Origin of the sequence: Thermomonospora catenispora (assembly GCF_006363815.1) — a bacterium.
GTDB classification, from domain to species: domain Bacteria; phylum Actinomycetota; class Actinomycetes; order Streptosporangiales; family Streptosporangiaceae; genus Thermomonospora; species Thermomonospora catenispora.
This window is the reverse complement of record NZ_RRYT01000002.1, coordinates 291,476-317,256: the sequence shown is the minus strand read 5'-3', so window position 1 is coordinate 317,256 and position 25,781 is coordinate 291,476. Positions and strand designations below refer to the sequence as shown.

The 25,781-nt window shown below is 74.3% G+C and carries 22 protein-coding genes; 5 read left to right on the top strand and 17 right to left on the bottom strand.

What is annotated here, in order from left to right; all coding sequences use genetic code 11:
• Window positions 1–20: 20 nt before the first annotated feature.
• Window positions 21–959 carry a 2-hydroxyacid dehydrogenase gene (locus EIO00_RS03165; RefSeq protein ID WP_140175358.1) on the bottom strand — a complete coding sequence of 313 codons (939 nt, stop codon included), beginning with the start codon at window positions 957–959 and terminating at the stop codon, window positions 21–23.
• 77 nt (window positions 960–1,036) lie between these two features.
• Here EIO00_RS03165 and EIO00_RS03160 point away from each other — a divergent pair, with 77 nt between their 5' ends.
• Window positions 1,037–2,200 (top strand): PQQ-dependent sugar dehydrogenase, encoded by a 1,164-nt coding sequence (locus tag EIO00_RS03160; protein ID WP_140175357.1) that lies wholly within the window; start codon window positions 1,037–1,039, stop codon window positions 2,198–2,200.
• Window positions 2,201–2,452: 252 nt separating this feature from the next.
• Here the strand turns inward: EIO00_RS03160 and gatB are convergent, their stop codons facing one another.
• The 8 genes from gatB to ligA all read right to left on the bottom strand — a co-directional run bounded on the left by gatB (window position 2,453) and on the right by ligA (window position 11,565).
• Window positions 2,453–3,952, bottom strand: a complete 1,500-nt coding sequence (gene gatB / locus EIO00_RS03155; protein ID WP_175596107.1) for an Asp-tRNA(Asn)/Glu-tRNA(Gln) amidotransferase subunit GatB — start codon at window positions 3,950–3,952, stop codon at window positions 2,453–2,455.
• Entirely contained in the window at window positions 3,949–5,460 is a 1,512-nt protein-coding gene (gene gatA / locus EIO00_RS03150) for an Asp-tRNA(Asn)/Glu-tRNA(Gln) amidotransferase subunit GatA (RefSeq protein WP_140175356.1), read from the bottom strand. The genes gatB and gatA overlap by 4 nt, the downstream gene beginning before the upstream one ends.
• Window position 5,461: 1 nt before the next feature.
• Window positions 5,462–5,761 carry an Asp-tRNA(Asn)/Glu-tRNA(Gln) amidotransferase subunit GatC gene (gene gatC / locus EIO00_RS03145; RefSeq protein ID WP_140175355.1) on the bottom strand — a complete coding sequence of 100 codons (300 nt, stop codon included), beginning with the start codon at window positions 5,759–5,761 and terminating at the stop codon, window positions 5,462–5,464.
• A gap of 161 nt (window positions 5,762–5,922) precedes the next feature.
• A complete protein-coding gene (locus EIO00_RS03140) occupies window positions 5,923–6,324 on the bottom strand; it encodes a hypothetical protein (RefSeq protein ID WP_140175354.1) in 402 nt (133 codons plus the stop codon).
• A 132-nt stretch (window positions 6,325–6,456) separates the two neighbouring features.
• Window positions 6,457–6,588: a hypothetical protein gene (locus EIO00_RS25500; RefSeq protein WP_277752846.1), complete on the bottom strand. Its 132-nt coding sequence runs from the start codon at window positions 6,586–6,588 to the stop codon at window positions 6,457–6,459.
• A gap of 64 nt (window positions 6,589–6,652) precedes the next feature.
• On the bottom strand, window positions 6,653–7,021 hold the full coding sequence (locus EIO00_RS03135; RefSeq protein ID WP_140175353.1) for a hypothetical protein: 369 nt from the start codon (window positions 7,019–7,021) through the stop codon (window positions 6,653–6,655).
• A 24-nt stretch (window positions 7,022–7,045) separates the two neighbouring features.
• Window positions 7,046–9,106 carry a putative bifunctional diguanylate cyclase/phosphodiesterase gene (locus tag EIO00_RS03130; RefSeq protein ID WP_140175352.1) on the bottom strand — a complete coding sequence of 687 codons (2,061 nt, stop codon included), beginning with the start codon at window positions 9,104–9,106 and terminating at the stop codon, window positions 7,046–7,048.
• Window positions 9,107–9,393: 287 nt separating this feature from the next.
• On the bottom strand, window positions 9,394–11,565 hold the full coding sequence (ligA, locus tag EIO00_RS03125; RefSeq protein WP_140175351.1) for an NAD-dependent DNA ligase LigA: 2,172 nt from the start codon (window positions 11,563–11,565) through the stop codon (window positions 9,394–9,396).
• Window positions 11,566–11,786: 221 nt separating this feature from the next.
• On the opposite strand from ligA, the gene EIO00_RS03120 reads away from it, so the two are divergent.
• The gene (locus EIO00_RS03120) at window positions 11,787–12,455 is read left to right on the top strand and encodes an esterase/lipase family protein (RefSeq protein ID WP_140175350.1); all 669 of its coding nucleotides are present in this window, start codon (window positions 11,787–11,789) and stop codon (window positions 12,453–12,455) included.
• A gap of 120 nt (window positions 12,456–12,575) precedes the next feature.
• Here the strand turns inward: EIO00_RS03120 and EIO00_RS03115 are convergent, their stop codons facing one another.
• The 3 genes from EIO00_RS03115 to mnmA are packed head-to-tail and all read right to left on the bottom strand — an operon-like array spanning window position 12,576 to window position 15,536.
• A complete protein-coding gene (locus EIO00_RS03115) occupies window positions 12,576–13,598 on the bottom strand; it encodes a methionine synthase (protein WP_140175349.1) in 1,023 nt (340 codons plus the stop codon).
• An 11-nt stretch (window positions 13,599–13,609) separates the two neighbouring features.
• Window positions 13,610–14,434, bottom strand: a complete 825-nt coding sequence (locus EIO00_RS03110; protein WP_140175348.1) for an LLM class F420-dependent oxidoreductase — start codon at window positions 14,432–14,434, stop codon at window positions 13,610–13,612.
• A gap of 25 nt (window positions 14,435–14,459) precedes the next feature.
• Entirely contained in the window at window positions 14,460–15,536 is a 1,077-nt protein-coding gene (mnmA, locus tag EIO00_RS03105) for a tRNA 2-thiouridine(34) synthase MnmA (RefSeq protein WP_175596106.1), read from the bottom strand.
• A gap of 105 nt (window positions 15,537–15,641) precedes the next feature.
• On the opposite strand from mnmA, the gene EIO00_RS03100 reads away from it, so the two are divergent.
• Complete coding sequence (locus EIO00_RS03100) at window positions 15,642–16,679, top strand: DUF695 domain-containing protein (RefSeq protein WP_140175347.1); 1,038 nt, start codon at window positions 15,642–15,644, stop codon at window positions 16,677–16,679.
• Between the two features lie 69 nt (window positions 16,680–16,748).
• On the opposite strand, the gene EIO00_RS03095 is transcribed toward EIO00_RS03100, so the two are convergent.
• Window positions 16,749–17,915 (bottom strand): cysteine desulfurase family protein, encoded by a 1,167-nt coding sequence (locus tag EIO00_RS03095; RefSeq protein ID WP_140175420.1) that lies wholly within the window; start codon window positions 17,913–17,915, stop codon window positions 16,749–16,751.
• Window positions 17,916–18,005: 90 nt separating this feature from the next.
• On the opposite strand from EIO00_RS03095, the gene EIO00_RS03090 reads away from it, so the two are divergent.
• A complete protein-coding gene (locus tag EIO00_RS03090) occupies window positions 18,006–18,656 on the top strand; it encodes a TetR/AcrR family transcriptional regulator (protein ID WP_140175346.1) in 651 nt (216 codons plus the stop codon).
• A gap of 849 nt (window positions 18,657–19,505) precedes the next feature.
• Entirely contained in the window at window positions 19,506–20,357 is an 852-nt protein-coding gene (locus EIO00_RS03085) for an MFS transporter (RefSeq protein WP_241661080.1), read from the top strand.
• Between the two features lie 17 nt (window positions 20,358–20,374).
• Here EIO00_RS03085 and EIO00_RS03080 read toward each other — a convergent pair whose 3' ends face one another.
• From EIO00_RS03080 to EIO00_RS03065, 4 genes are all read right to left on the bottom strand, one after another.
• The gene (locus EIO00_RS03080) at window positions 20,375–22,525 is read right to left on the bottom strand and encodes a transglutaminase-like domain-containing protein (RefSeq protein WP_140175345.1); all 2,151 of its coding nucleotides are present in this window, start codon (window positions 22,523–22,525) and stop codon (window positions 20,375–20,377) included.
• Window positions 22,519–23,550 (bottom strand): DUF58 domain-containing protein, encoded by a 1,032-nt coding sequence (locus tag EIO00_RS03075; RefSeq protein ID WP_140175344.1) that lies wholly within the window; start codon window positions 23,548–23,550, stop codon window positions 22,519–22,521. Before EIO00_RS03075 ends, EIO00_RS03080 begins: the two co-directional genes overlap by 7 nt.
• Window positions 23,547–24,575: an AAA family ATPase gene (locus EIO00_RS03070; protein ID WP_140175343.1), complete on the bottom strand. Its 1,029-nt coding sequence runs from the start codon at window positions 24,573–24,575 to the stop codon at window positions 23,547–23,549. Before EIO00_RS03070 ends, EIO00_RS03075 begins: the two co-directional genes overlap by 4 nt.
• 251 nt (window positions 24,576–24,826) lie before the next feature.
• Window positions 24,827–25,777: an electron transfer flavoprotein subunit alpha/FixB family protein gene (locus EIO00_RS03065; RefSeq protein WP_140175342.1), complete on the bottom strand. Its 951-nt coding sequence runs from the start codon at window positions 25,775–25,777 to the stop codon at window positions 24,827–24,829.
• Window positions 25,778–25,781: the final 4 nt, after the last annotated feature.

Sequence of the window (25,781 nt, the reverse complement as noted above, 5' to 3'; positions counted from 1 at the left end):
CGGTGATCCGGGCCGGTTTTTTACCTTCCGTGACCAATCCGTGGAGCCGGACGGGGCGATCCGGCGACCGTGTTGTGCAGCGGCTCCCCCGCCAGGTAACGAACGGCCTGGTCACGGACCAGTCGAGCGATGCGACGGACCGAGGCCGGCGTGGAGCCGGCGACGTGCGGGGTGATGAACACGCCGGGACACCGCCACAGTGGGTGACCGGGCGGCAGCGGCTCAGGGTCGGTGACGTCCAGCGCGGCGCGCAGCCGGCCGCGGGAGGTCTCGGCGACCAGCGCGTCGGTGTCCACCACGCTGCCGCGGGCGGCGTTGACCAGCAGCGCGCCGTCCTTCATCCGGGCCAGCATCGCGGCGTCGATCATGCCCTTCGTCCGCGGGGTCGCCGGAACCACCAGCACCACCGCGTCGGCGCGGCCGATCAGCTCGGGCAGCTCCTCCACCCCGTGCACGCCCTCACGGGCCCGGCTCGCCACCCGGGTGATCTCCACCTCGAACGGCTTCAGGCGGCGTTCCACGGCCTGCCCGATCGAGCCGTACCCGACCAGCAGCACCCGGGAGTCGGCGAGCGCCGCCGTCTGGCGGTAGGTCCACCGGCCCTCCCGTTGCGCGGCGGCGAACTCCGGGAACTCCCGCAGCCCGGCGATGATCGCGCCGACCGCCCATTCGGCGGTGCCCGCGTCGTGCGCGCCCCGGGCGTTGCACAGCGTGACGCCGTCGGGCAGGTGCGGCTCGATGTGCTCGAACCCGGCGGTCTGCAGCTGCACCACCCGCAGCCGCGGCATCCGCGCCATCAGCGCCAGCTGCTCCGGCGAGGGCTGCAACGCCGGAACATAGAACTCCACGTCCTCCACCGGGCCGGGCGGCGGTCCCTCGGCCCACACCTCGACGGTCACGCCGGCCACGTCCTCCACCGCCTCGGCGATCTCGGGGCGGGCCACCCACAATGTCGTCATAGTCCCGGATCGTACGACTCGGCGCCCACCGGGGCCGGCATCGGTGTGGCAGGGTGACGGGGAGGGGGTGCCCAGCCATGCTCATCGGCGCAGAGCTCATCGGCGCAGACGGTCTCGTCCGGAGCGCCGTCCGTGCCGTCGGCGCGCTCGGCGCGGCGGCCGTCGTGCTGGCCGGCTGCGCGTCCGACCCGGAGGGCGGCGCGCGGACTCCGCCTCCGCTGCCGGCCACCGCCCCGGACGGATCCCCCGCCGCCGGGCCCACGGCCGCCGCTCCCGGCCGGCCGCGCACGCTGGCGACGGGGCTGCGGACACCGTGGGCGATCGCCTTCCTGCCCGACGGGGACGCGCTGGTCACCGAACGGGACACGGCCCGGCTGCTGCGGGTGACGCCGCAGGGGCGGGTGACCCCGATCGGCGAGGTCCCGGGAGTGCGGCCGGGCGGCGAGGGCGGCCTGCTGGGGGTCGCGGTGTCCCCCTCCTACGAGCGCGACCGGCGGGTGTACCTGTACTTCACGGCCGCCGACGACAACCGGGTGGTGCGCTTCCGGTTCGACGGGCGGTCGCTGAGCGAGCCGCGGCCGATCGTCACGGGCATTCCCAAGGGCGCCAACCACAACGGCGGGCGGATCGCGTTCGGGCCGGACGGGCTGCTGTACGTCGCGACCGGCGAGGTCTACCGGACCGAGCTGGCACAGGACCGGGGCTCGCTGGGCGGCAAGATCCTGCGGGTCACCCCGGACGGCGGGCCCGCCCCGGGCAATCCGTTCGCCTCCCCCGTCTGGTCGTACGGGCACCGCAACGTGCAGGGCCTGGCATGGGACGAGCGAGGCCGGCTGTACGCCACCGAGTTCGGGCAGAACCGCTTCGACGAGATCAACCTGATCGAGCGGGGCCGCAACTACGGCTGGCCGCACGTGGAGGGCGTGCAACGGGGCGACGACGAAGGCCGCTACACCGACCCGCTGCTGACCTGGACCACCGATGAGGCGTCGCCGTCCGGCCTGGCGTACGCCTCCGGCTCGCTGTGGGCGGCCGGGCTGCGGGGGCGGCGGCTGTGGCAGATCCCGCTCGCCCCGGACGGCCGGGTGGGCCGGCCGATCGCGCACTATGAGGGCGAGTACGGCCGGCTGCGCGCCGTCGTCCGCGCCCCCGACGGGTCGCTGTGGATCACCACCAGCAACCACGACGGCCGCGGCACGCCGTCCGCACAGGACGACCGCATCCTGCGCGTTCCCCTCTAGAGCCGCACGGAGAAGCGGACCCTGCGAGCTCCCCGGCCCACACCCCGACCGGCCCCATCTGCTCGCGCATGTCGAGCCGGTCCGCCCGCAGCGAAGCGAGGACGGACCGGCTCGACACACCAGGGGGGCCACGAAGGGGGTCGCCCCCTCCCCACGACCCGCGCCGGTCCGCCCGCAGCGAGCCCACGGACGGGCGAGGGCGGGCCGGCGGGAGGCGCGGGGTGCGGAGCGGGCGCCCCGCGGGTCCGCTCGTCAGCTCGCGCCGAGCTTCTCCAGGATGAGCTCGCGGGCGCGGGCGGCGTCGGCCTGTCCCCGAGTGGCCTTCATGACGGCGCCGACCAGGGCGCCGGCGGCGGCGACCTTGCCGGAGCGGACCTTCTCGGCGACCTCGGCGTTGTCGGCGATCACCTGGTCGACGATGGCGGACAGTTCGCCCTCGTCGCTGACGATCTTCAGCCCGCGGGCGGCCACCACCTGGTCGGGGTCGCCCTCGCCGGCGAGGACCCCCTCGAAGACCTGGCGGGCCAGCTTGTCGTTGAGGGAGCCCTCGTCGATCAGCGCCTGGATGCGGGCGACCTGCCGGGGGGTGATGGGCAGGTCCGACAGCTCCACGCCCTGCTCGGCGGCCCGGCGCGACAGCTCGTTCATCCACCACTTGCGGGCGGGGGCGGGGGCGCAGCCGGCCTTGACGGTGTCCTCGATGAGGTCCAGGGCCCCGGCGTTGACCACGTCCCGCAGCTCCAGGTCGGTCAGGCCCCATTCGGCCTGCACCCGGCGGCGGCGGGCGGCGGGCAGCTCCGGCAGGCTCGCGCGCAGCTCCTCCACCCATTCGCGGGACGGCGCTATCGGCACCAGGTCCGGCTCGGGGAAGTAGCGGTAGTCCTGCGCCTCCTCCTTGCTGCGCCCGCTGGTGGTGGTGCCGGTGTCCTCGTGGAAGTGGCGGGTCTCCTGCACCACCGTGCCGCCGGACTCCAGCACCGCGGCCTGCCGTTCGATCTCGTGGCGGACGGCCCGTTCCACCGAGCGCAGCGAGTTGACGTTCTTGGTCTCGGTGCGGGTGCCCCACTCGGCGGAGCCGCGCGGAGCCAGCGACACGTTGATGTCGCAGCGCATGGAGCCCTCCTCCATGCGCACGTCCGAGACGCCGAGGGCGCGCACCAGCTCGCGCAGCTCGGTGGCGTAGGCGCGGGCGACCAGCGGCGCCTTGTCCCCGGTGCCGGTGATCGGCTTGGTGACGATCTCCACCAGCGGGATCCCGGCCCGGTTGTAGTCCACCAGCGAGTAGTCGGCGCCGTGGATGCGTCCGGTGGCCCCGCCGACGTGCAGGGACTTGCCGGTGTCCTCCTCCATGTGGACGCGCTCGATGCCGATGCGGTAGGTCTCGCCGTCGACCTCCACGTCCAGATGCCCGTCGACGCACAGGGGCTCGTCGTACTGGGAGATCTGGAAGTTCTTCGGCATGTCCGGATAGAAGTAGTTCTTCCGGGCGAACCGGCACCATTCCACGATGGTGCAGTTCAGCGCGAGGCCGATCTTGATGATCCCCTCGATCGCCGCCTTGTTGGCGACCGGCAGCGAGCCCGGCAGCCCCAGGCACACCGGGCAGACCTGGGTGTTGGGCGGCGCCCCGAACGTGGTCGGGCACCCGCAGAACATCTTGGAGGCCGTGCCCAGCTCGATGTGGGTCTCCACGCCCAGCACCGGCTCGTACTTGGCCAGCGCCTCCTCGTACGGCATCAGCGCGGCGCTCATCGGTCAACCTCCACGAGCTCGGGGGCCTTGGCCAGCAGCGGGCCGCCCCAGCGGTCCTGCAGCGCCTTCTCCACGGCGGCGGCGACGCGGTAGACCCGGTCGTCGGCCAGCGGAGGGGCCATCACCTGGAGGCCGACCGGCAGGCCGTCCTCGTCCGCCAGCCCGCACGGCACGGAGATGGCGGCGTTGCCGGCCAGGTTGGAGGGAATGGTGGCCAGGTCGGCCAGGTACATCGCCATCGGGTCGTCCACGCGGTCGCCGATGGGGAACGCGGTGGTCGGCGTGGTGGGCGACACCAGCACGTCCACCTGCTCGAACGCGGCCTCGAAGTCGCGGATGATCAGGGTGCGGACCTGCTGGGCCTTGCCGTAGTAGGCGTCGTAGTAGCCCGACGAGAGCGCGTACGTGCCGAGCATGATGCGCCGCTTGACCTCGGCGCCGAAGCCCTGGGCCCGGGTGAGGGCCATGACCTCCTCGGCGCTGCGGACGCCGTCGTCGCCGACCCGCAGGCCGTACCGCATCGCGTCGAAGCGGGCCAGGTTGGAGGAGCACTCCGACGGGGCGATGAGGTAGTAGGCCGGCAGCGCGTAGGTGAAGTGCGGGCAGGACACCTCGGCGACCTTGGCGCCCAGCGACTCCAGCAGCTCCACCGCCTCGTTGAAGCGGGCCTGCACGCCCGGCTGGTAGCCCTCGCCGCCCAGCTCCTTGACCACGCCGACGCGCAGCCCGGCCACGTCGGCGCGGCGGGCGGCCTCGACCACCGGCGGCACCGGGCGGTCGATGGAGGTGGAGTCCAGCGGGTCGTGGCCGGAGAACGCCTCGTGCAGCAGCGCCGCGTCCAGCACGGTGCGGCCGAACGGGCCCGGGGTGTCCAGCGAGGAGGCGAACGCGATCAGCCCGTAGCGGGAGGAGCCGCCGTAGGTGGGCTTGGCGCCGACGATGCCGGTGACGGCGGCGGGCTGACGGATGGAGCCGCCGGTGTCGGTGCCGGTGGCCAGCGGCGCCTCGTAGGCGGCGACCGCGGCCGAGGATCCGCCGGAGGAGCCGCCGGGGACGCGGCTCAGGTCCCACGGGTTGTGCGAGGGCCCGAACGCGCTGTTCTCGGTGGACGAGCCCATCGCGAACTCGTCCAGGTTGGTCTTGCCGATGATCACCAGTCCGGCCTCGCGCAGCCGGGCGGTGACGGTGGCGTCGTACGGCGGCCGCCAGCCCTCCAGGATCTTCGATCCGGCGGTGGTGGGCATGTCGGCGGTGGTGAACACGTCCTTGTGCGCGACCGGCACCCCGGCCAGCGGGCCGAGGCGCTCCCCGGCCGCGCGGCGCTCGTCGACCGCGCGCGCCTGCGCCAGCGCGGTCTCGGCGTCCACGTGCAGGAACGCCTTGACCTGCCCGTCGACCGCGGCGATCCGGTCCAGGTGGGCCTGGGTGACCTCCACCGCGGAGACCTGGCCGGAGGCGATCAGCTCCGCCAGCTCGGCGGCGGTCCTGCGGGTCAGCTCGCTGCTCACCTCAGGCCTCCTCCCCCAGGATCCGCGGCACCCGGAACCGCTGTTCCTCGGCTGCGGGCGCCCCGGCCAGCGCCTGCTCGGGGCTGAGCGACGGCCGCACCTCATCCGGTCGGAACACGTTGGTCAGCGGCAGCGCGTGCGAGGTCGGCGGGATGTCCTCCGCCGCGACCTCCTGCACCCGCGCGACCGCGGAGATGATCACATCTAGCTGAGCGGCGAGGTGGTCGAGCTCCTCCTCGCCCAGCGCCAGCCTGGACAGCCGGGCGAGATGAGCCACCTCATCACGGGTGATGGCGGACATGTATGGAAGCCGTTTCTGCGATCGGTTGGTTCGTCCGCCATCCTATGGGCCTCCGTGACCGGCCTCCGAACCCTTTACCGGAGAGCGCGGGCCGCCGGCCGCAGCTCCGCGTCCCCCTCGCCCGCCGGCCCGCGCGATGAGCCCGGTCGGAGAGGGCGCGCTCAGGCGGGCTGGCCGGGCTGGCCGGGCTGGCCGGACTGCTGGGGGCCCGACGCACCGGGGTAGGGGACGCCGGGCGGCGGCAGCTGCTGCTGCTGCATCGGCGGGACGTGCCCCTGGGGCGGCACGGGCGGAGGGACGGCGTGGGGCGGCATGGCCGGAGGGGCGCCGTAGGGCGGGGCGGACCGCACGGGGTCCCGGAGGCCGTTCAGCGCGCAGCCGGCGATGACGGCGCAGGCCACCGCGGTGAGACCGCAGGCGATCACCGCCAGCAGGTGCCCGTAGAACTCGTGGGCCTCCTCCTGGCCGGTGACGGGCTGGATGTTGGAGAGGGCGATGATGCTGAAGAGGGCGGCTCCCCCGGTGAAGAGCACGAAAATGAAGTAACGGAGCTGATGGGACATCGGCTTCCTCGCAGATCGGGGGTCAGGTGTCGGCTCCGGGGCCCGTTCCCCGGCGCGGCGGAGCCGGTCGATGACGGTACCGGCGTCCATCGGGCGACCGGACGCCGCCCCTGGACCGCGTCGCTGCCCGGCTCACGCGCTCCCGCCGGACGATCGGGCGTCCTCGGCCCCGTCGGCGACCGAACGCGGCCCCAGGGCGCGGGTCGATCCGACGATGGAGCGGACGATCACGGCGTCGTCGGCGCCGTCCGCCGGCCGGGACATGATCGGGAGTGCATCTCGACACTCCCCCGCCGGCAGGCGGTGGAGAACGATCCCGCCGGGACGGTCAGGCGGGCTGGCCGGGCTGGCCGGGCTGCTGGGGACCCGGCGCACCGGGGTAGGGGACGCCGGACGGCGGAAGCTGCTGCTGCATCGGCGAGGGGACATGGCCCTGGGGCGGCACGGGCGGGAGAACGGCCGCGGCGGGCGCGGCGGTCCGCCGGGTGTCCAGGAGGCCGGCCAGCGCGCCGGCGGCGATGACGGCGCTGGCCAGTGTGCAGAACCCGCCGCCGATCACTATCGGCACCTGCTCGTAGAAGTCCTCGGCCTGCGGCGGATTGGTCGGGAGGTCGGCGTTGGCCATGGTGATGAGGCCGAGGAAGAGGGCTCCCCCGGTGAAGAACATGAAGATGACGAAACGGAGCGGAGCAGGCATCGGTCTCCTCGCGGATCGGGGGGATCATGCGGCCGGCTCCGGAGCCCGTTCCATGGCGCGGCGGAGCCAGTCGGTGGCGGCGTCCGCGTCCATCGGGCGGCCGAACAGCCGCCCCTGGGCCGCATCGCAGCCCAGGTCGCGCAGCCGCTGAGCGGTCGAAGCGTCCTCGACCCCTTCGGCGACCGAGCGCAGACCCAGGGTGCGGGCCAGTTCGACGATGGAGCGGACGATCACGGCGTCGTCGGCGCTGTCCGCCAGCCGGGATATGAAGGAGGAGTCTATCTTGATCTCCTCCACCGGCAGGCGTTTGAGGCTCACCAGGGCGGACCGGCCGGTGCCGTAGTCGTCCAGGGCGAGCCGCACCCCGAGCCGGGCCAGGCCGTCCAGGGTCCCGGCCGCATAGGCCGGGTCGCGGGCGAGGGCGCGTTCGGTGATCTCCAGTTGGAGGGCGTCGGGCGGCAGGCCGTGCCGGGTCAGCGCGGCGGCGACCGTCTCGGCGAAGGACACATCCAGCAGGTCGCGCGCCGCGACGTTCACCGCGATCCGTGTGGTCAGTCCCTCCCGCCACCAGGCGGCGAGCTGGGTCAGCGCGGCGTCCAGCGCGTACTGGCTGATCGAGCACATCAGATAGGTCTGCTCGGCGATCGGCAGGAACGCCTCCGGCCCCAGGAGTCCGCGGTCGGGATGCCGCCAGCGCAGCAGCGCCTCCAGTCCCAGCGGCGGGCCGCCCGCCAGCGGCATCGTGGGCTGGTAGTGCAGCTCCAGCTCGCCGCGGTCGACGGCGCGTCCCAGCTCCCCGAGCATGGTGAGGCGGACCGGGGAGTTGCGGTCCTTGGCCGGGCTGTAGACCTCCACGCCGGTGCGGTTGACCTTGGCCTCGTACATCGCCACGTCGGCGCGCTGCACCAGCAGGCCGTAGTCGGGGGCGTGATCGGGGTAGAGGGCGATGCCGACGCTGGCCTCCAGGTCGAACGACAGGCCCTCCAGCCGCACCGGTTCGCCGAGCGCCACCCGCAGCCGGGCGGCGACCTCGCGGGCGGCCTGCTCGTCGCGGACGGACGGCAGCAGCACCGCGAACTCGTCCCCGCCGAGCCGGGCCACCAGGTCGCCGGGGCGCACGCTGTGCGTCAGCCGGTGCGCCACGATCTGCAGCAGCCGGTCCCCGGTGGGGTGCCCCAAGGTGTCGTTGACCTCCTTGAAGCGGTCGAGGTCCAGCAGGAACAGCCCGACCCGTCGCTCGCCGGCCCGGTCGGCGCGGGCCGCCGCCAGCGCCTCCTCGGTGCGCAGGGTCAGCAGCTTGCGGTTGGGCAGTCCGGTGAGCCCGTCGTGGCGGGCCTGGTGCTCGCGGCGCACCGACACCGAGGCGTTCAGGTAGACCGCCAGGAACGGCAGCGCGATCAGCGGGACGAACGCCGCCGATCGGTCCATGGTGACCACCACCAGCGGGGCCAGCGCCAGCAGCGCCACGTGCACCAGCACCTGATATCCCAGGTCCCAGCGGAGCGTCTCGATCAGCGAGGTGCGCTCGTGCAGCGCCACCGCGGTGCACACGAACAGGTCGTTGCAGATGAAATAGGCCGCTCCCGCCAGCGCGATGGGCAGCAGGTCGCCCCCGTCGGGCACCCACAGCCGGTCGGGCGCGGCGGCGGCGCTGATCCCGAACGCGCGCAGCACCAGTGCGGCGGCGGTCAGGCTGAGGGTGCACTGGGCGACGTTGAAGGCGACCCGGTGGACGGCGTGCCGCCGGAAGACCCCGCACACCACCACGGCCAGTGTCTGCAGCGCGACGGCCACCGGCAGGCCGGCGTACAGCAGCGCGGCGAAGGAGAAGGTGGTGGAGGCGGTCGCCCCGGTGTGCTCGGCGGCACCGGCCGTGACGATCGGCCGCAGTTCGCCGAACACGATGAAGCAGGCCAGGATCCAGAACACCGGGTTGGCGGCCAGCGCGTCGAGATCGGCCCGGGTGGCGCCGTGCATCGCCGCGGCGAACGCGGCGGCCCCGACGCCGATGACCGCGACGAAGTAGATCCAGAGCGGGGATCCGCGCCGTGGCCTGGTGTTCCGCGTGGTGTGGGGGTCCTTCATCACGGCCTCGAGAGGGACGAGTGGGATGACGTGGAACGGTGAGGAGAGCGCGCCCCTTGGTCGTCTTATGGAATCGCCTGGATACGTTGCGTTATGGGGTAACTTCCCCGGTTCGCGCCCCGATCATCATCGTTGGGTAGTTACACCATATCGTTAGGTAACCCCCGGCGCTCGTCCTCCCGCGACTCCGCGGGGACCCGCCGTCGCGGCCGTCCACGCCACCGCGCCCCGGGCCGGGGCGGTGACCTGCGCATCGAGGCCGGGTCACCGCGGATCCCGGGGAGGGATCACCCCTCGGCGGGCTGCGTTACGGCCTTGGCCGCTTCCGGCCCCTGCTCGAGCAGGACACCGAACCCGTCCTCGTCCAGCACCGGAACACCCAGCTTGAGCGCTTTGTCGTATTTAGACCCGGGATTGTCGCCGACGACCACGAAGTCGGTCTTCTTGGAGACCGAGCCGGTCACCTTGCCGCCCCGCCGCTGCACCGCCTCGGTGGCCGAGTCCCGGCTGTAGTTCTCCAGCGATCCGGTGATCACCACCGTGACGCCCTCCAGCGGGCGCGGCCCGCCGGCCTCCTCGTCGACCATCCGCACCCCGGCCGCACGCCACTTGTCGACGATCTCACGGTGCCAGTCCACCTCGAACCAGGCCTTGATGGAGGCGGCGATGGTCGGCCCCACCCCGTCGACGGCGGCCAGCTCCTCCTCGTCGGCCGCCATGATCGCGTCCATCGAGCCGAACTCGCGGGCCAGGCTCTGCGCCGCCTTGGGGCCCACGTGCCGGATCGACAGCGCCACCAGCACCCGCCACAGCGGCTGCTTCTTGGCCTTCTCCAGCTCGGCGAACAGGGTCTCGACGATCTTCTTGGGCCTGCCCTCCTTGGTGGCGAAGAAGGACACCACCTTCTGCTCGCCGGTCTTCTCGTCGATCTTGGGCAGCCCGGTGCGCTGATCGCGCACCACCGTCTTGATCGGCAGCAGCCGGTCCACGGTCAGGTGGAACAGATCGCCCTCGTTGCGCACCGGCGGGACGGCCGGCTCCAGCGGCTGGGTCAGCGCGGTCGCCGCCACATAGCCCAGCGCCTCGATGTCCAGGGCGTTCCGGCTGGCCACGTAATACAGCCGCTCACGGAGCTGGGCCGGGCAGTAGCGGGCGTTGGGACACCGGATGTCGACGTCCCCCTCCTTCTCGTAGGCCAGCTCCGTGCCGCACTCCGGACAGGTCTCGGGCATGTGGAACTCGCGCTCGGTGCCGTCGCGCAGCGCGGTCACCGGGGCGACGATCTCGGGGATGACGTCGCCGGCCTTGCGCAGCACCACGGTGTCGCCGATCAGCACGCCCTTGCGCTTGACCTCGGAGGCGTTGTGCAGCGTCGCGTACGCCACCGTGGACCCGGCCACCTTGATCGGCTCCATCACCCCGTACGGGGTGACCCGGCCGGTGCGCCCCACGCCGACCTTGATGTCCAGCAGCTTGGTGTTGACCTCCTCGGGCGGGTACTTGAACGCGACCGCCCAGCGCGGCGCCCGCAGCGTGGAGCCCAGCCGGCGCTGCAGCGCGAGCTCGTTGACCTTGACCACCACGCCGTCGATCTCGTAGGCGGGCTCGTGCCGGTGCTCGCCGTAGTAGGCGATGTACTCGCGCACCCCGTCCAGGTCGTCGACCACCCGGTACAGCTCGCTGACCGGCAGCCCCCACTCGCCCATCAGCTCGTACGCCTCGGCCTGGCTGCGCGGCCGCTCCCGGCCCTCCCAGGCGCCGAACCCGTGCACCAGCATGCTCAGCGGACGCCGCGCGGTGACCCGCGGGTCCTTCTGCCGCAGCGATCCGGCGGCGGCGTTGCGGGGGTTGGCGAACGGCTCCCGCCCCTGGTCGGCCATGGCGTCGTTGATCTTCTCGAACGCCTCCACGGTCAGGAACACCTCGCCGCGGACCTCCAGCAGGCTCGGCCAGCCCCGGCCGGACAGCCGCTCGGGGACCACGTCGATGGTGCGGATGTTGTTGGTGACGTCCTCCCCGGTGCGCCCGTCGCCCCGGGTCGCCCCGCGCACCAGCCGCCCGTCCCGGTAGACCAGCGCGACCGCCAGCCCGTCGATCTTGAGCTCGCACAGATACGAGGCGCCCGCGCCGACCTCCTTGACCACCCGGTCGCCCCAGGCCAGCAGCTCCTCGTCGGTCATCGCGTTGTCGAGGCTCTGCATCCGCTCCAGATGCTCGACCGGGGCGAAGTCGGTGGTGATCGGCGCGCCGACCCGCTGCGTCGGCGAATCCGGGGTCACCAGGGCCGGATGCCGCTCCTCCAGCTCGCGCAGCTCGCGCATCAACGAGTCGTACTCGGCGTCGCTCAGCGTCGGCCGGTCGAGCACGTAGTAGCGGTAGTTGGCCTCGTCGATCCGGCGGCTCAGCTCCATGTGCCGCTGGGCCGCCTCGGCCGGGACCCCGGATCCTGTCACGCTCATGGCCCTCATTGTCGCGTGCGCCGCCGACAAAACCGCCGAGCTCGGCCGCGGCGGCGCGCCCCGGCGCAAAGGCGGGCCCGGCGCCCGCGGGCGGTCGCGAGCGGCCGGCGAACGGACCGCCCGGGACCCCGGTGATCGCACCGGTGATTTCACCGATGTGCACGACGGGGTCGGTCAGTCATCGTTCACAGCGTTGCGTCCGTCTTTCCGAGGAGGCCCTCATGCGCCGGATGTTCGGCATCCTCACGGCCCTGATCGCGGCCCTGGCGACATTCGCGATCACGCCGGCGGCCCAGGCCGCGCCGACCAGGCCCGTGATCTTCGTGCACGGCTACACCGGCAGCGCGTCCAACTGGGTGACCGCCATGTCGGTGTTCCGGCTCCACGGTTACCGGAGCGACCAGCTGTTCGCCTACGAGTACAACTCCTACGGCGACAACGTGCAGAACGCCCGCGGCCTGGCCAGTTACGTCGAGCAGGTCAAGGCCCGGACCGGGGCCTCCCAGGTCGACATCGTCAACCACTCCATGGGCGGGCTGGTCAGCCTGTACTACCTGAAGGTCCTGAACGGGCACCCCAACGTCGGCCGGCTGGCCTCGATCGCCGGGGCCAACCACGGCACCACCTACGCGGCCGCCTGCCTGATCTTCACCACCTGCCAGCAGATGTACCCGGGCTCGTCGTTCATCGCCCAGATCACCAGCGGCGACGAGACCCCCGGCGACACCCGCTACGCCACCTGGTACTCGCCCTGCGACGGCATCATCATCCCCTACACCAGCACCCGGCTGAGCGGCGCGACCAACAACTTCGTCGCCTGCCAGACCCACCTCGGGTTCCTGGTCGACCCCATCGTCCTGGGGCAGATCGCCGACTTCACCCGCTCCTGACCCGCGCCGATGACGCGCCCTCGGGGTCGGCGGCGCACCGCGCCCGCCGACCCCGCGCCGGGGCGTCCGTGCCCCGCGGCACGGACGCCCCGGCGTCGTCGCCCATCGTCGCGTCGCCCGTCACTCCGGGGCCTCGTGCAGGGTGCGGGCCGTCTCCCGGCAGCGCTCCAGGGCGGCGCGCACATACGCCGGAGAGGCCCCCGCCAGCCCGCAGGCCGGAGTGACCACCACCTGCTCGCCGAGCCGCCGCTCCGGGAACCCCAGCCGCCGCCACAGCTCGCGCACCGGCCCGGCGGTCGTCTGCAACGGCGGCAGCGCGGCGTCCGTCCCCGGCAGCACGCCGAGGAACAGCGCGATCCCGGCGTCGACGGCCTCTCCGATCGGGTCGTCGTCCCGGTCCGGCACCAGGCGCAGATCGACCGAGATGCCCTTGGCGCCCGCCGCGCGCAGCAGCGCGTACGGCACGTCGCGGGCGCAGCAGTGCACCAGCGGCCACGCCCCGGCCTCCTCGACGGCCGCCTCGATGACCCGGCGCAGCCCGTCCTCGGCGACCGGCCCCTCCACGGCGGGCAGCCGGGACAGGCCGCTGGCCGTGGGGACCGTCCCGGCCAGCACGGCGGGCAGCCCCGGCTCGTCGAGCTGCAGCAGGATCCGCGCCTTCGGCACGCGCCGGCGCACCTCGGCGACGTGCCGGGCCGTCCCCTCGGCGAGGGAGGCGATCAGATCGCGGACCGCGCCGGGGTCCTTCAGCGTCCGTTCGCCGTTCGGCAGCTCGACGGCGGCGGCCAGCGTCCACGGGCCGCAGACCTGGATCTTCAGCGGCCCCTCGCAGGAGCCCGCGAGCTCCTCCAGGACGTCCAGGTCGTGCGCCATGCGGTCGTGGGCGCGCCGCAGGTCCCGGCCGGACCGGCCGGTGAGCCGCCAGCCGGACGGCTGCAGCTCCACCGGCAGGTCCACCAGCAGTCCCGCGGTGCGGCCGATCAGGTCCGCCCCGGGGCCTCGGGCGGGCAGCTCCGGCAGATGCGGCAGGCCGGGCAGCTCGCCGAGGACCACCCGCAGCGCCTCCGCCGGATCCCGGCCCGGGTAGGAGCCGACCCCGGTCGCGGCGCCCGGCTCCCATGGATACGTCGTGTTCTCGGCCACGTCCCCTCAGCCTAGGAGCCGATCAACGCCGCCATCTCGTCCAGCCTGCGCCGCGTGGCGTCGGCGGGCTCGGTGGGCAGCCCGAACAGCACCCGGTCCACCCCGGCCTTCCGGCATTCGTCGATCGCCTCGGGCTTGGGCGGCGTGCCGAACATCGTCACCGGCACCCGGCGCCCCGCCCGCTGGCGCAGCTCGTCGATCTTGGCGGCCAGGTCCTCGGTGTCGCGCCCGTAGATGGGCATCCACCCGTCGCCGAAGTCGATCACCCGGTCGAACGTGGTCGGGCCCGAGCCGCCCACCAGCACCGGCGGGTGCGGGTCCTGCACCGGCTTGGGCCAGCTGAACACCGGGTCGAAGTTCACGAACTCGCCGTGGAAGGAGGCCTCGTCCTTGGTCCACAGCTCTTTGACCGCCAGCACCCGCTCGCGCATCAGCCGCATCCGGGTGCGCGGATCGGTGCCGTGGTTGCGCATCTCCTCGCGGTTCCAGCCCGCCCCGACGCCGAGGATCGCGCGGCCGTTCGACACCCGGTCCAGCGAGGCGACCTCCTTGGCCAGGATGATCGGGTCGCGCTGGATCACCAGGGCGATGCCGGTGCCGACCTGCAGCCGTTCGGTGGCCACGGCCGCCGCGGTCAGCGCCACGAACGGGTCGAACGTGCGGTAGTACACCCGCGGCAGCTCGCCGCCGCCCGGCCAGGGCGACTCGCGGCGCACCGGGATGTGGGTGTGCTCGGCCACGAACAGCGCGGCGAACCCGCGCTCCTCCAGCGCCCTGCCGAGCTCGGCCGGACCGATGCCCTCGTCGGTGATGAAGGTCGAGACTCCGAAGTCCATGCCTCAGACGGTACCTTCGGTGATCTCACCGCTGCACCCGCGAGGTCTCCGCGATGGTCGCCGACCCCAGCACCCGGTCCCCGTCGTACAGGACGGCGGCCTGCCCCCTGGCGACCCCTCGCGCCGGGGAGCGCAGGCGGATCCGCAACCGGTCGTCGTCCGTCTCGACGGTGCAGTCGTACACCTCGCCGTGCGCGCGCAGCTGGACCCGGCACTCCAGCGGGCCGTCGGGGCGGGGGGACAGCCACACCGGCCGCTCCCCCACGATCTCGTGCACGTCCAGGGCCTCGCGCGGCCCCACCGTCACGGTGTTGGTCGCCGGGGAGACGTCCAGCACGTAGCGGGGCCTGCCGTCCGGGGCGGGCCGGCCGATGCGCAGGCCGCGGCGCTGGCCGACGGTGTAGGCGTAGGCGCCCTGGTGCTCGCCGACGACCTCGCCGGAGACGTCCACGATCGGGCCGGGCGCGGGGCCGAGCCGCTCGGTCAGGAACGCGCGGGTGTCGCCGTCGGCGATGAAGCAGATGTCGTGGCTGTCGGGCTTGTCGGCGACCCGCAGCCCGCGCCGCTCGGCCTCGCGGCGGATCTCGGCCTTGGTGGAGCCGCCCAGCGGGAACATCGCGTGCGCCAGCTGCTCGGGGGTGCACACGGCCAGCACGTAGGACTGGTCCTTGGCCTCGTCCACCCCGCGTCGCAGCACGCCGTTCTCCAGCCGGGCGTAGTGGCCGGTGCAGACCGCGTCGAAGCCCAGCGCCAGCGCCCTGTCCAGCAGCGCGGCGAACTTGATCTTCTCGTTGCAGCGCAGGCAGGGGTTGGGGGTCCGGCCGGCGGCGTACTCGCTGACGAAGTCCTGCACCACGTCACGGTCGAACCGCTCGGCCAGATCCCACACGTAGAAGGGGATGCCGATCACGTCGGCGGCGCGGCGGGCGTCCCGGGAGTCCTCCAGGGTGCAACAGCCCCGCGCCCCCGTCCGGTAGGACTTGGGGTTGCTGGACAGGGCCATGTGGACGCCGGTCACCTCGTGGCCCGCCTCGACGGCGCGGGCGGCGGCCACCGCTGAATCGACGCCGCCCGACATGGCGGCGAGTACGCGCAAAGTCATGACCTCTCCAGGCTACGCGTCCCCGCGGCGCCCCCGCGCCGATCCGGCGGCGGCTTCCGCCTCGCCCCCACCGGCGTCCGCGAAGGGCAATACGATTGCTCCTCTATGGGACTCTTCCGCCGACCGCGCGACACATCGCATCCGACCCCGGCCCCCGCGATCACCGAGTTCTGGGACTGGTGGGCCCAGACGCGCGCGGACATCGAGGCCGCGCTCGGCGAAGGGCTGTCGACCGAGCTGGTCGAGGAGATGTCGCTGCGGGTGCGCAAGATCCATCAGGGCCTGCAGTGGGAGATCGGACGCCCGGACGACGGCGCCCCGTCGCTGACCGTGAGCGGCGGCGGCGACGCCGAGCTGCGCGGGCTGGCCGAGCGCTGGGTGCGGGCCGCGCCCGCCGACACCGGCGGCTGGGCGCTGTACCCGGCGCGTCAGCCCGACCCGGAGATGCTGCGGCAGCGGCTGGTGCTGGGCGATCATGAGTTCGACCTGGAGTACGTGCGGCTGGGCATGCGGGTGGACCACGGGCGGGCGCGCATCCACGTCGTCGTCTACCACCCGGATTTCCTGTTCGTGGCCGAGGACGTCCGCGACCAGGTCGCCGAGCACGTGCTGATCTGGGCGCTGGGCGAGGACGACGTGGCCCGCTGGGTCGGCGACGTCGCCATCGCCGCCGAGGAGCCGATGGACTCGCTGCCGCCGACCATGCTGCCGGCGGTGGTGTCGCAGGTGTCCGAGCCGTTCCGGGAGCCGACCTGGCTGTCGGGCGAGGGCCGCACCCCGCGCGGGCACCCGGCCCGGCTGGGGGCCCGCTTCCCGCTGCACCGGCAGGACCATCCGCTGTGCGACCTGCACGTGGCGGTGTCGGTGCCGTACGCGCACAGCAACCCCGACCGGCTGCCGGTGGAGCCGTCCGCCTCGGCGCTGCGGGAGTTCGAGCGCAAGCTGGAGGCCCTGGAGCCGGACGCGGTGCTGGCGGTGCGGGAGACCGGTGACGGGCTGCGGGTGTTCCACCTGTACGCCGATCCCGACTCCGGGGTGCTGGCCCGCCTGGACCAGCTGGCGGCCGGCTGGCCGGAGGGCAAGGCCAAGGTGGCCTCGGCCCCCGACCCGGGCTGGCGGGCGCTGGCCCCCTACCGGCCCTAGCCGGGCCCGCGGGACGCGGCGACCGGCCCGCCTCCGCCCCGGGGCCCGCCGGAGGCTGGCCGCGAGGAGTCAGCCGAGGCCGGCGCGCCGGGCGCGTTCGACGACCTGGCCGATGACCGCGGCGAGGGCGTCCACGTCGGCCTCGGTAGAGGTGTGGCCGAGGCTGAAGCGCAGCGAGCCGCGGGCGCGTTCGACGCTCGCGCCCATCGCCAGCAGCACGTGGCTGGGCTGCGCGACGCCCGCCGAGCAGGCCGACCCGGTGGAGCATTCGATGCCATGGGCGTCCAGCAGCATCAGCAGCGCGTCGCCCTCGCAGCCGGGGAAGGACAGGTGGGCGTTGCCGGGCAGCCGGTGCACCGGGTCGCCGTTCAGCACGGCGTCGGGAACGGCGGCCTTGACCCGGGCGATCAGGGTGTCGCGCAGTTCGGTGAGGCGGCGGGCCTCCTCGTCCCGGCGGGCGCGTGCGACCTGGACCGCGGCGGCCAGCCCGGCGATGGCGGGGGTGTCGAGGGTGCCGGAGCGCACGTCCCGCTCCTGGCCGCCGCCGTGCAGCACCGGGACCGGATCGGTGCCCTTGGCCAGCAGCAGCGCGCCCACCCCGAGCGGTCCGCCGAGCTTGTGCCCCGACAGGGTGAGGGCCTGCACTCCGGAGGCGGCGAAGGCGACCGGGAGCTGCCCGGCGGCCTGGACCGCGTCGGTGTGGAACGGGATGTCGTGCTCGCGGGCCAGGGCGGCCAGCTCGGCGATCGGCTGAACGGTGCCGACCTCGTTGTTGGCCCACATCACGGTGATCAGCGCGATGTCGTCGCCGCCGCGCGGACCGATCATCTCCTTGACCACGGCGGGGTCCACCCGGCCGGTGCCGTCCACCGGGATCCACTCCACGCGGGCCCCCTCGTGGTCGGCCAGCCACTGCACCGCGTCCAGCACCGCATGATGCTCGACGGCGCTGGCGAGAATCCGGATCCGGGCCGGATCGGCGGCTCGGCGCGCCCAGTAGATGCCCTTGACGGCCAGGTTGTCGGCCTCGGTGCCGCCCCCGGTGAAGATCACCTCGCTGGGACGGGCGTCGAACGCCTCGGCGATGATCTCGCGGGACTCCTCCACCACTCGGCGGGCGCGACGGCCCACGGCGTGCAGCGAGGAGGGGTTGCCGAGCCTGCCCAACTCCGCGGTCATCGCCTCGACGGCCTCGGGCAGCATGGGGGTGGTCGCGGCATGGTCGAGGTAGGTCACCACACGTCCACAGTAGCCGCGCCCCGCGGCCGGACGGCCGCGCGGCCGTCCGGTTGGCACTGTACCGTCCGGACGGTACAGTAAGGGGCCGTGAAACGCGCCGCCCTCCTCGACGCCGCCGAGGCCGTGCTGTTCGAGCACGGCACCGCCGCGCTGACGCTGTCGGCCGTCGCGCGGCGCGCCGGCGTCAGCAAGGGCGGCCTGCTGTACCACTTCCCCACCAAGGAAGCCCTGATCAGGGCGATGGTCTCGCGGGTCATCGAGGAGTTCGACGCCCTCGTGGCCGAGCTGGACGACGGCTCCCCCGGCTCCTACACCCGCGCCTATGTGCGCGCGACGTTCCACGTGCTGGGGGGCGCCGACGGCGGCCGGACCCGCCGACGCTGGTCGGCCATCACCGCGGCCGCCGCGGATCCGGAGCTGATCGCCCCGCTCCGCGAGGCGATGGCGCGCTGGCACCGCGTCGACCCGGCCCGCGAGCCCGACCCGATCACCGCGATGGTCGTCCGCCTGGCGGCCGAGGGCCTGTGGGAGGTCGTCAGCCACGCCCCCGACGTCTACGACGAGCAGGAGTGGCAGGCCCTCGAACGTCGCCTGCTGGCCATGGCGACCCCCGCCCAGGACCTTCCGCCTCCGGGCGGGGCGCCGGCGGACCCTGCGGAGGGCGGCGTCCCGGCCACGGCGGAGACGCCCCGCCCGGAGCCGCCCGCCGAATCCGGTCGGGAGGCCCCCGAGCCCTGACCGGACCGCTCATCGATCCCGGCCGGAGCGGGCCGCGCCTCCGGCCGTGAGGGCCCCGATCCCGCCCGGGACCTCGGTGCAGGCCGGGCCGGGACCCCGGTCGAGCCGCGGCCGGGCCGACCGCCGAACCGATCCGAGACCGAACGACACCGACCGCAGGACCACCAGAGGGTGCCCCTCGCCCCGCGACGTTCCCCCGTTCGCACCCCGGACCGGCGCCGGGAGACGGCGCCGGCCCTCCACCGCCCGACGAGCGGCGGCGGCCCGAAGCCGCCGCCGAGGGGCCCGAAGCCGGCCCCGCCCGACGCCCCGGCACCCGTGCCGGAGGGACGGGGTGCTCTCAAGCGTTCCGCGGGCGGCCCGCCCGCAGCGCGCTCTTTGGAACGGGCCAAAAGGAGCGCCGCCGGCATGGCGGGCGGGGCGTGCGGGTCACCCCCGAGATGAAAGGAGTGAAAGTGCTGTTTCGGGCACGAGCCGGGGCATTCTCCACCTTCGCCCTCGGCGGCCTGCTGTGCGGCGTGTGGGTGTCCCGCATGCCCGCCCTGACCGGCAAATTCGACATCGGCCCGGGCGCCGCCGGCACCGTGCTGCTGGTCTGGGGCGTGGCCGCCCTGGCGGCGATGCAGGGACTGCGCGGGGTGATCGCGCGCGCCGGGAGCCGGGCGGTGCTCCGGGCGGCGGCGCCGCTGTCGGGGGCGACGGCGGCGCTGGTGGCGCTGGCCCCGGACTACCGGCTGCTGCTGGCGGCGGTGGCGGCGTTCGGCATGTCCTTCGGGGTCATGGACGTGGCGATGAACGCCCAGGCCAGCGTGGTGGAACGGGCGTACCGGAGGCCGCTGATGAGNCAGCGTGGTGGAACGGGCGTACCGGAGGCCGCTGATGAGCGGGATGCACGCCGGCTGGTGCGTGGGCGCGATGTCCGGCGGACTGTTCGGGGCGCTGACGGCGTTCATCGGGCTGTCGTACACCCAGACGGTCCTGGGGGTGGCGCTGGCCGCCGTCCCGGTCGCGCTGGCGCTGGGACGGACCTACCTGGACGACGGCGCCCGCCCGGCCGCCCGCACGAGCGGCGGACGGGCCCGGCTGCCGGTCGCGGTGTACGTGATCGGGGCGCTGGCGTTCATGGCGTTCCTGACCGAGGGCGCGGTGGCCGACTGGAGCGGGCTGCTGCTGCACGGGGAGCTGCGCACGGCCGAATGGGTGGCGGCGCTGGGCTATCCGCTGTTCGAGGCGGCGATGCTGGCGGGCCGGCTGGTCGGCGACCGGGTGCGGACGCTGCTGGGCACCCGGCGCCTGCTGGTGGCCGCGAGCCTGGGCACGGCGGCCGGGACCGGCGTCGTGCTCGGCGCCCCCGCGACCCCGGTGGCGCTGGCGGGCTTCGTGTTCACCGGACTGGCGGTCTGCACGATCGTGCCCACGCTGATCTCGCTGGCGGGCACGGCCGCGCCGGGCCGCTCGGACGCCTCGGTCGCCCAGGTCAGCGCGATGGGCTACGGCGGGCTGCTGGTCGGTCCGGTGCTGATCGGCTGGCTGGCCGAGGCGACCTCCCTGCGCGGCGGGCTGAGCCTGGTGGCGCTGTTCGCGCTGCTGATCGCGGCCGGTTCGGCGATGCTGCCGATCGGGGCGGTCTCCGATCTGGCGGACGTCCGCGCCGCCGCGTCCCGCGACGCGGCCGACGGCGAACGGGCGCTGGCCGCCTGACCCGGTCCGGCGCCTCCTCAGCGGAGCAGCCGCTCCCCCGAGGAGGCGCGCCCGTGCGGCCGCTCCGCCGGAGACGTCGTTTCGGAGGCGCCTTCGGGGGCGCGGCGGAACGGCGGGAGGCGACGCGCCCCGCCCGCGGCGGGGGGCGTGACGGGCCGTCCCGCCAGGAGCAGCAGGGTCCGCACCGGGCCGAGATCGCGCACGGCGGCCCGCAGCACCCGCAGCACCGGACGCCGGAGCGGAGGACCGCCCCCCGGGCCGTAGCGGTCGCGTTCGAACTCGGCCGCCGTCTCGGCGATCCGCGGCCCGATCCGGGCCAGCCGGACGCGCAACTGCCGCAGCGTGGTGCCGGGGCGGACGGGATCGCCGTCGGCGCGGGCGAAGCGCTCCAGCAGACGGTCGGCGCGCTCGCGACCGGAACGGGCCGAACCGGAGCCGCCCCGCCGGACGGTGAGCACCAGGGCGATGATCAGCACCAGGGCCAGCACCGCCCCGGGCAGCAGGGCGGCCCGGCCGTTCCGCTCGGCGGAGGCCGGCGGGGCGAACGGGTCGAGGGAGGGGTCCACGACGGCGTCGGCGGCGGCGGGCGTGGGGTTGAACGGGACCCAGCCGACCCCGGAGAAGTAGACCTCGATCCACGCGTGCGCGTCGGCGTCGCGCACCACGTACCGGCCGTCCTGCTCGACGCCGGTGGCGAACCCGACAACGACCCGGCTGGGCACGCCCACCATCCGCAGCATCAGCGCGGCGGCGCCCGCGAAGTGCTGGCAGTAGCCGGTGCGGGTGCGCAGCAGGAAGTCCGCCAGCGGCGGGCGCGAGGTGCGCTCCACCTCGGTGGAGTAGCGGAACCCCCCGTCCCGGGTCAGGAACCGCTGGACCCGCTCGACCTTCTCGTACTGGGTGCGGGCCCCCGCCGTCACCGTCTCGGCGAGATCGGCCACCTGGCCGTACCAGCTGTAGCGGAGCCAGCCCCGGTAGAGCCCGGCGGGTTCCTCGGGATCGAAGGGGCCGCCGAACGAGCCCGGCCCGCGGCGCGGCCACTCCCCGCTCCACGTGTCGCGGAGCCGGGTGTAGGCGTCGAGCCGGGGGTCGTCCTGGGGCTGCGGGGCGTTCCGCAGCACGGCGGGATCGGCGGTGACCACCTGGCTGCGCACCCGGTACACGTCGCCGGCCCCGGGCATCGGGGCGATCCGCCAGGCCTCCCCGGAGCCGGGGAGGACCCGGCCGCCGGCCTGGAGGCCGACGATGCGGCCGGGCGCGACGACCATGTCGTTGCGCAGCCCGCGGACGGTCACCTCCACCTCGACCGTCCGGGCGGCGGGCTGGGGCAGCTCCTCGCGCAGGAACCTGCCGCCGACCTCCCAGCCGCGCCAGCCGAACCGCTCCAGCACCTGCATCCGCCACAGCGCAGGCTGCGGGGAGGAGATCTCCAGCATGGTCGCGCCGGTCCTCCGGCCGCGCAGCGGGCCGTAGGTCTGGGCGGTGTCCAGCGTGGCGAACTGGGGCTCCCGGTCGATCATGTCGTCGACGGCGAACCACTGGACGCGCGGCCCGGCGACGTGCGCCACGGCCCCTGCCAGCAGCGCGGCGAGCACACCGAGCACCGCCATCGGCCGGGCGGCGGCGGATCGGCGGGCGGCGCCCGGCGCGAACCACGACGCGACCGCCAGCACCACCGCGGCGCCCTGCCAGGACGTCTCGTCGGTCTGCCGGACCATCACCGCGATCGCCCACGGCAGCACCGCCAGGGACAGCGCCGCGGTCTGGCGGACCGCGGAACGCGGCGCGCTGGCCGCCACCGCGGCCGCCGCCAGCCACACCAGCCCGGCCAGCATCAGCCACACCGCCGCCGGCCACGGGTCTCCCGCGGCGTGGCCGGGCCCGAGGGTCGCCAGCCGGTCGAACCCGTCCGACAGCGCCGAGGCGACCTCCGGCCACTCCCCCGGCCACAGCGCCCGAGGCGGCGCGCCCCCGGCCAGGATCGCGATCGGCGGCCAGGCCGGCACCAGCAGCCCGACCAGGCGGGTGACGGCACGGCCCCAGATCACGACCGCCGCGGCGGCGATCGCGGCCACCCAGCCCCACAGCACGCTCGCACCGAGCAGCGCCGACCAGGCCCCCATCGCCGCCGCGACCGCCGCCAGCAGTCCTGCGGCGCGGATCACCACCGCCGCCTCCCTCCGGAGAAGGAGGGCGCCTCCCCCCGCCGGCGGCCGACGTCCCTCCTCCACCGTCCGGTCCCGTCCGCCGGCGCGCCCGCGGGCGGGCCGGCCGGGATCGGGACGACGCCCGGGGGCGGGGGCAGCGGGCGCGGTCCCGGCGGCAGGCCGGCGGGGAAGCGGATGACGACGACGTCGGGGCCGACGGCGGCGGGGGCGGGGCCGCCCGCCTCCAGCGTCGCCAGCCTGCGGTGCAACGCCCGCCAGGAGTCCTCGTCGACGACGGCGGCCGGGGCGGCGTCACCGGGCAGCAGCACCGCGCAGCCGCCGTCGCGGGCCAGCCGCCGCACGTGCCCGGCGGCGGTCCGGGCCACCCAGTCGACCTCCCCGGGGTCGGTGAGCCCGGCGGTGTCGATCACCACCAGCGGCAGCCCGGCCGGCGGCGGCCCCAGCCGCCGCTCGTGCAGCCCCTGGCCGCGCGCCAGGGACAGCCAGTGGATCCGGCTGACCGAGGTCCCCGGCACATAGGGGCGCAGCCCGTCCGGCTCGGTCTCCTCGGCGGCCCGGCCGCGGGCCGGCGGGGCGTGCCCGCCGCCCTCCGGCAGCGGCAGCACCAGCACCTCTTCCGGCGTCCCGACCCGGACGGTGCTCCGGAAGATCCCCAGGGCGTCGCCGATCCGCAGGACCGACGGCTCGATCCGGTAGGCGCCGCGCCGTTCGAGGGGCAGCTCCACCACCCCGCCCCCGTCCACCTCCGCCCACAGCCGCCGGGCCACCCGGACGTGCAGGCGGACCGGCAGCCATGACGGCATGCTCACCTCGAAGCGCAGCCGCAGCGGCCGCCCTTCGGTGAACTCGCGTTCCAGCACGGTCCGGTCGGCCCGCACCCGCACGCGGGCGACCAGCACGGACGCCGCCGCCCCGAGCGTCAGCAGCAGCATCCCCACCGCCAGCGCGAACAACGCCAGCGAGGGCAGCGCGCCGGCGACGAACACCAGCACCGCCGTGCACAGCAGCCAGGTCGCGGCTCTCATCGGGCCCGGACTTTGGCCAGCACGTCCTCGACGATCTCGGCCTGGGCGTCGGCCCCGCCCGCCCCGGAGGGCTGGATGCGGTGGGTCAGCACCGGACGGGCCATGGTCTGCACGTCGTCGGGCAGCACGAACTCCCGCCCGTCCAGGGCCGCCGCCGCCCGGGCGGCGGCCAGCAGCAGCAGCCCGGCGCGCGGGCTGGCGCCGACCGCGGCGAGCGGGTGGACGCGCGTGGCGGACAGCAGGTCCACCACGTACCGCAGCAGCTCGTCGGAGGCGTGCACCGCGGCGACCGTCTGCTGGGCGGCCAGCAGCAGCGTCGGGTCGGCGACCGCGCTCACCTCCGGCTCGGGGCCGGCCCGCAGCAGCGACATCTCCTGTTCCGGCGTGGGGTAGCCGAGCGAGACCACCGCCAGGAACCGGTCGAGCTGGGCGGGCGGCAGCGGATAGGTGCCGTCGTATCCGGCGGTCGGGTTCTGGGTGGCGATCACGATGAACGGGGGCGGGATGGGCCGGCTCTCCCCGTCCACGGTGACCTGGCGCTCCTCCATCGCCTCCAGCAGTCCCGACTGGGTCTTGGGGGTGGCCCGGTTGATCTCGTCGACCAGCACCACGTTGGCGAACACCGGGCCGGGCCGGAACTCGAACGTCGCCGAGTCGGCCTGCCAGATGTTGGCGCCGATGATGTCGGCGGGCAGCAGGTCCACGGTGGCCTGGATCCGGGAGAACCGGCCGTCCAGGCTGCGCGCCAGGGTCCGGGCGAGCTGGGTCTTGCCGACTCCGGGATGGTCCTCCACCAGCAGGTGCCCGCATGCCAGCACGGTGGCCAGCACCACGTCCAGCACCTCGGCGGGCATCCGCACCGCGCCGGCGATGTTGTCGCGCAACCGGTCGCCGAGTTCGGCGACGTCGGTCACCGTGAGCGCGAGCTCCGCGCCGGGCGGGACCGGATGAGGACGGGAGGCGGTGGCCAGCCTCCCCTGCGGAACCGACCGGGCCCGCCTGTTTCGATCGGCTATCGCGCTCATGTGCTCCCTCGGGTCCGCAGGCCGGTACACCCACTGGATCAACGCGGACATGGCGCCCGACTGTTCCAGAACGGCACCGTCAAGGTCTCGACGACATAACGGAATTACCCCTCCGGCCCTCCGCCAGTCTCGCGCCCTGGAGGAAAAGCCGCCGAAGACCGGGCCGGAAACCGGCGGCGGCCGGTGACGGCGGAACGTTCCGCCGTCACCGGCCGCCGCACGCGGACCCTCTGCGAGGACTCGCCTGAGGGCTACTTGCGCTTGTTGATCTCCTCGGTGAGCTGCGGGGCCACCTGGAACAGGTCGCCCACCACGCCGAAGTCGACCAGCTCGAAGATCGGCGCGTCGGGGTCCTTGTTGATCGCCACGATCGTCTTGGAGGTCTGCATGCCGGCCCGGTGCTGGATGGCGCCGGAGATGCCGACCGCGATGTACAGCTGCGGCGACACCGTCTTACCGGTCTGCCCGACCTGGAACTGGTGCGGGTACCAGCCGGCGTCGGTGGCGGCCCGGGAGGCGCCCACCGCACCGCCGAGCGCGTCGGCCAGATCCTCGATGATCTTGAAGTTCTCCGCGCTGCCGACGCCCCGGCCGCCGGAGACCACGACCGCGGCCTCGGTGAGGTCCGGGCGCTCGCCCTTCTCCTGCACCACCCTCTCGACGATCTTCGCCGACTTGGCGGCGTCCGACAGGGTCACCGACACCTGCTCCTCGGCCGCGGCGGCCGGGGCGGGCTCGGCGGCGATGGCGTTCGGGCGCACCGCCACGATCGGGGTGCCGCGCTTGACCTTGGCGTGCGCGATGATCGCACCGCCGAAGATGGAGTGCTCGCCGACGAATCCCTCGGCGACGTCCACCACGTCGGTCAGCACGCCGGAGTCCAGCTTGACCGCCAGGCGGCCGGCGATCTCCTTGCCCTCGCCGGTGGCGGCCACCAGCACGCCCGCCGGGGACTTGTCGGCCACCAGCTGGGCCAGCAGCTCCACCTTGGGCGCCACCACGTAGGAGGTCAGCTCCTCGTCCGCGGCGACGTAGATCTTGGCCGCGCCGTACTCGGCCAGCTTCTCCTTGGCGCCCTCCAGGCCGGGCCCCACCCACACCGCGGCGGGCTCGCCGAGGCGACGGGCCGCCGTCAGCAGCTCCAGGGTGACCTTCTTGACCTCACCGTCGACGTGGTCGACGAGGACGAGAACCTCTGCCATGTCC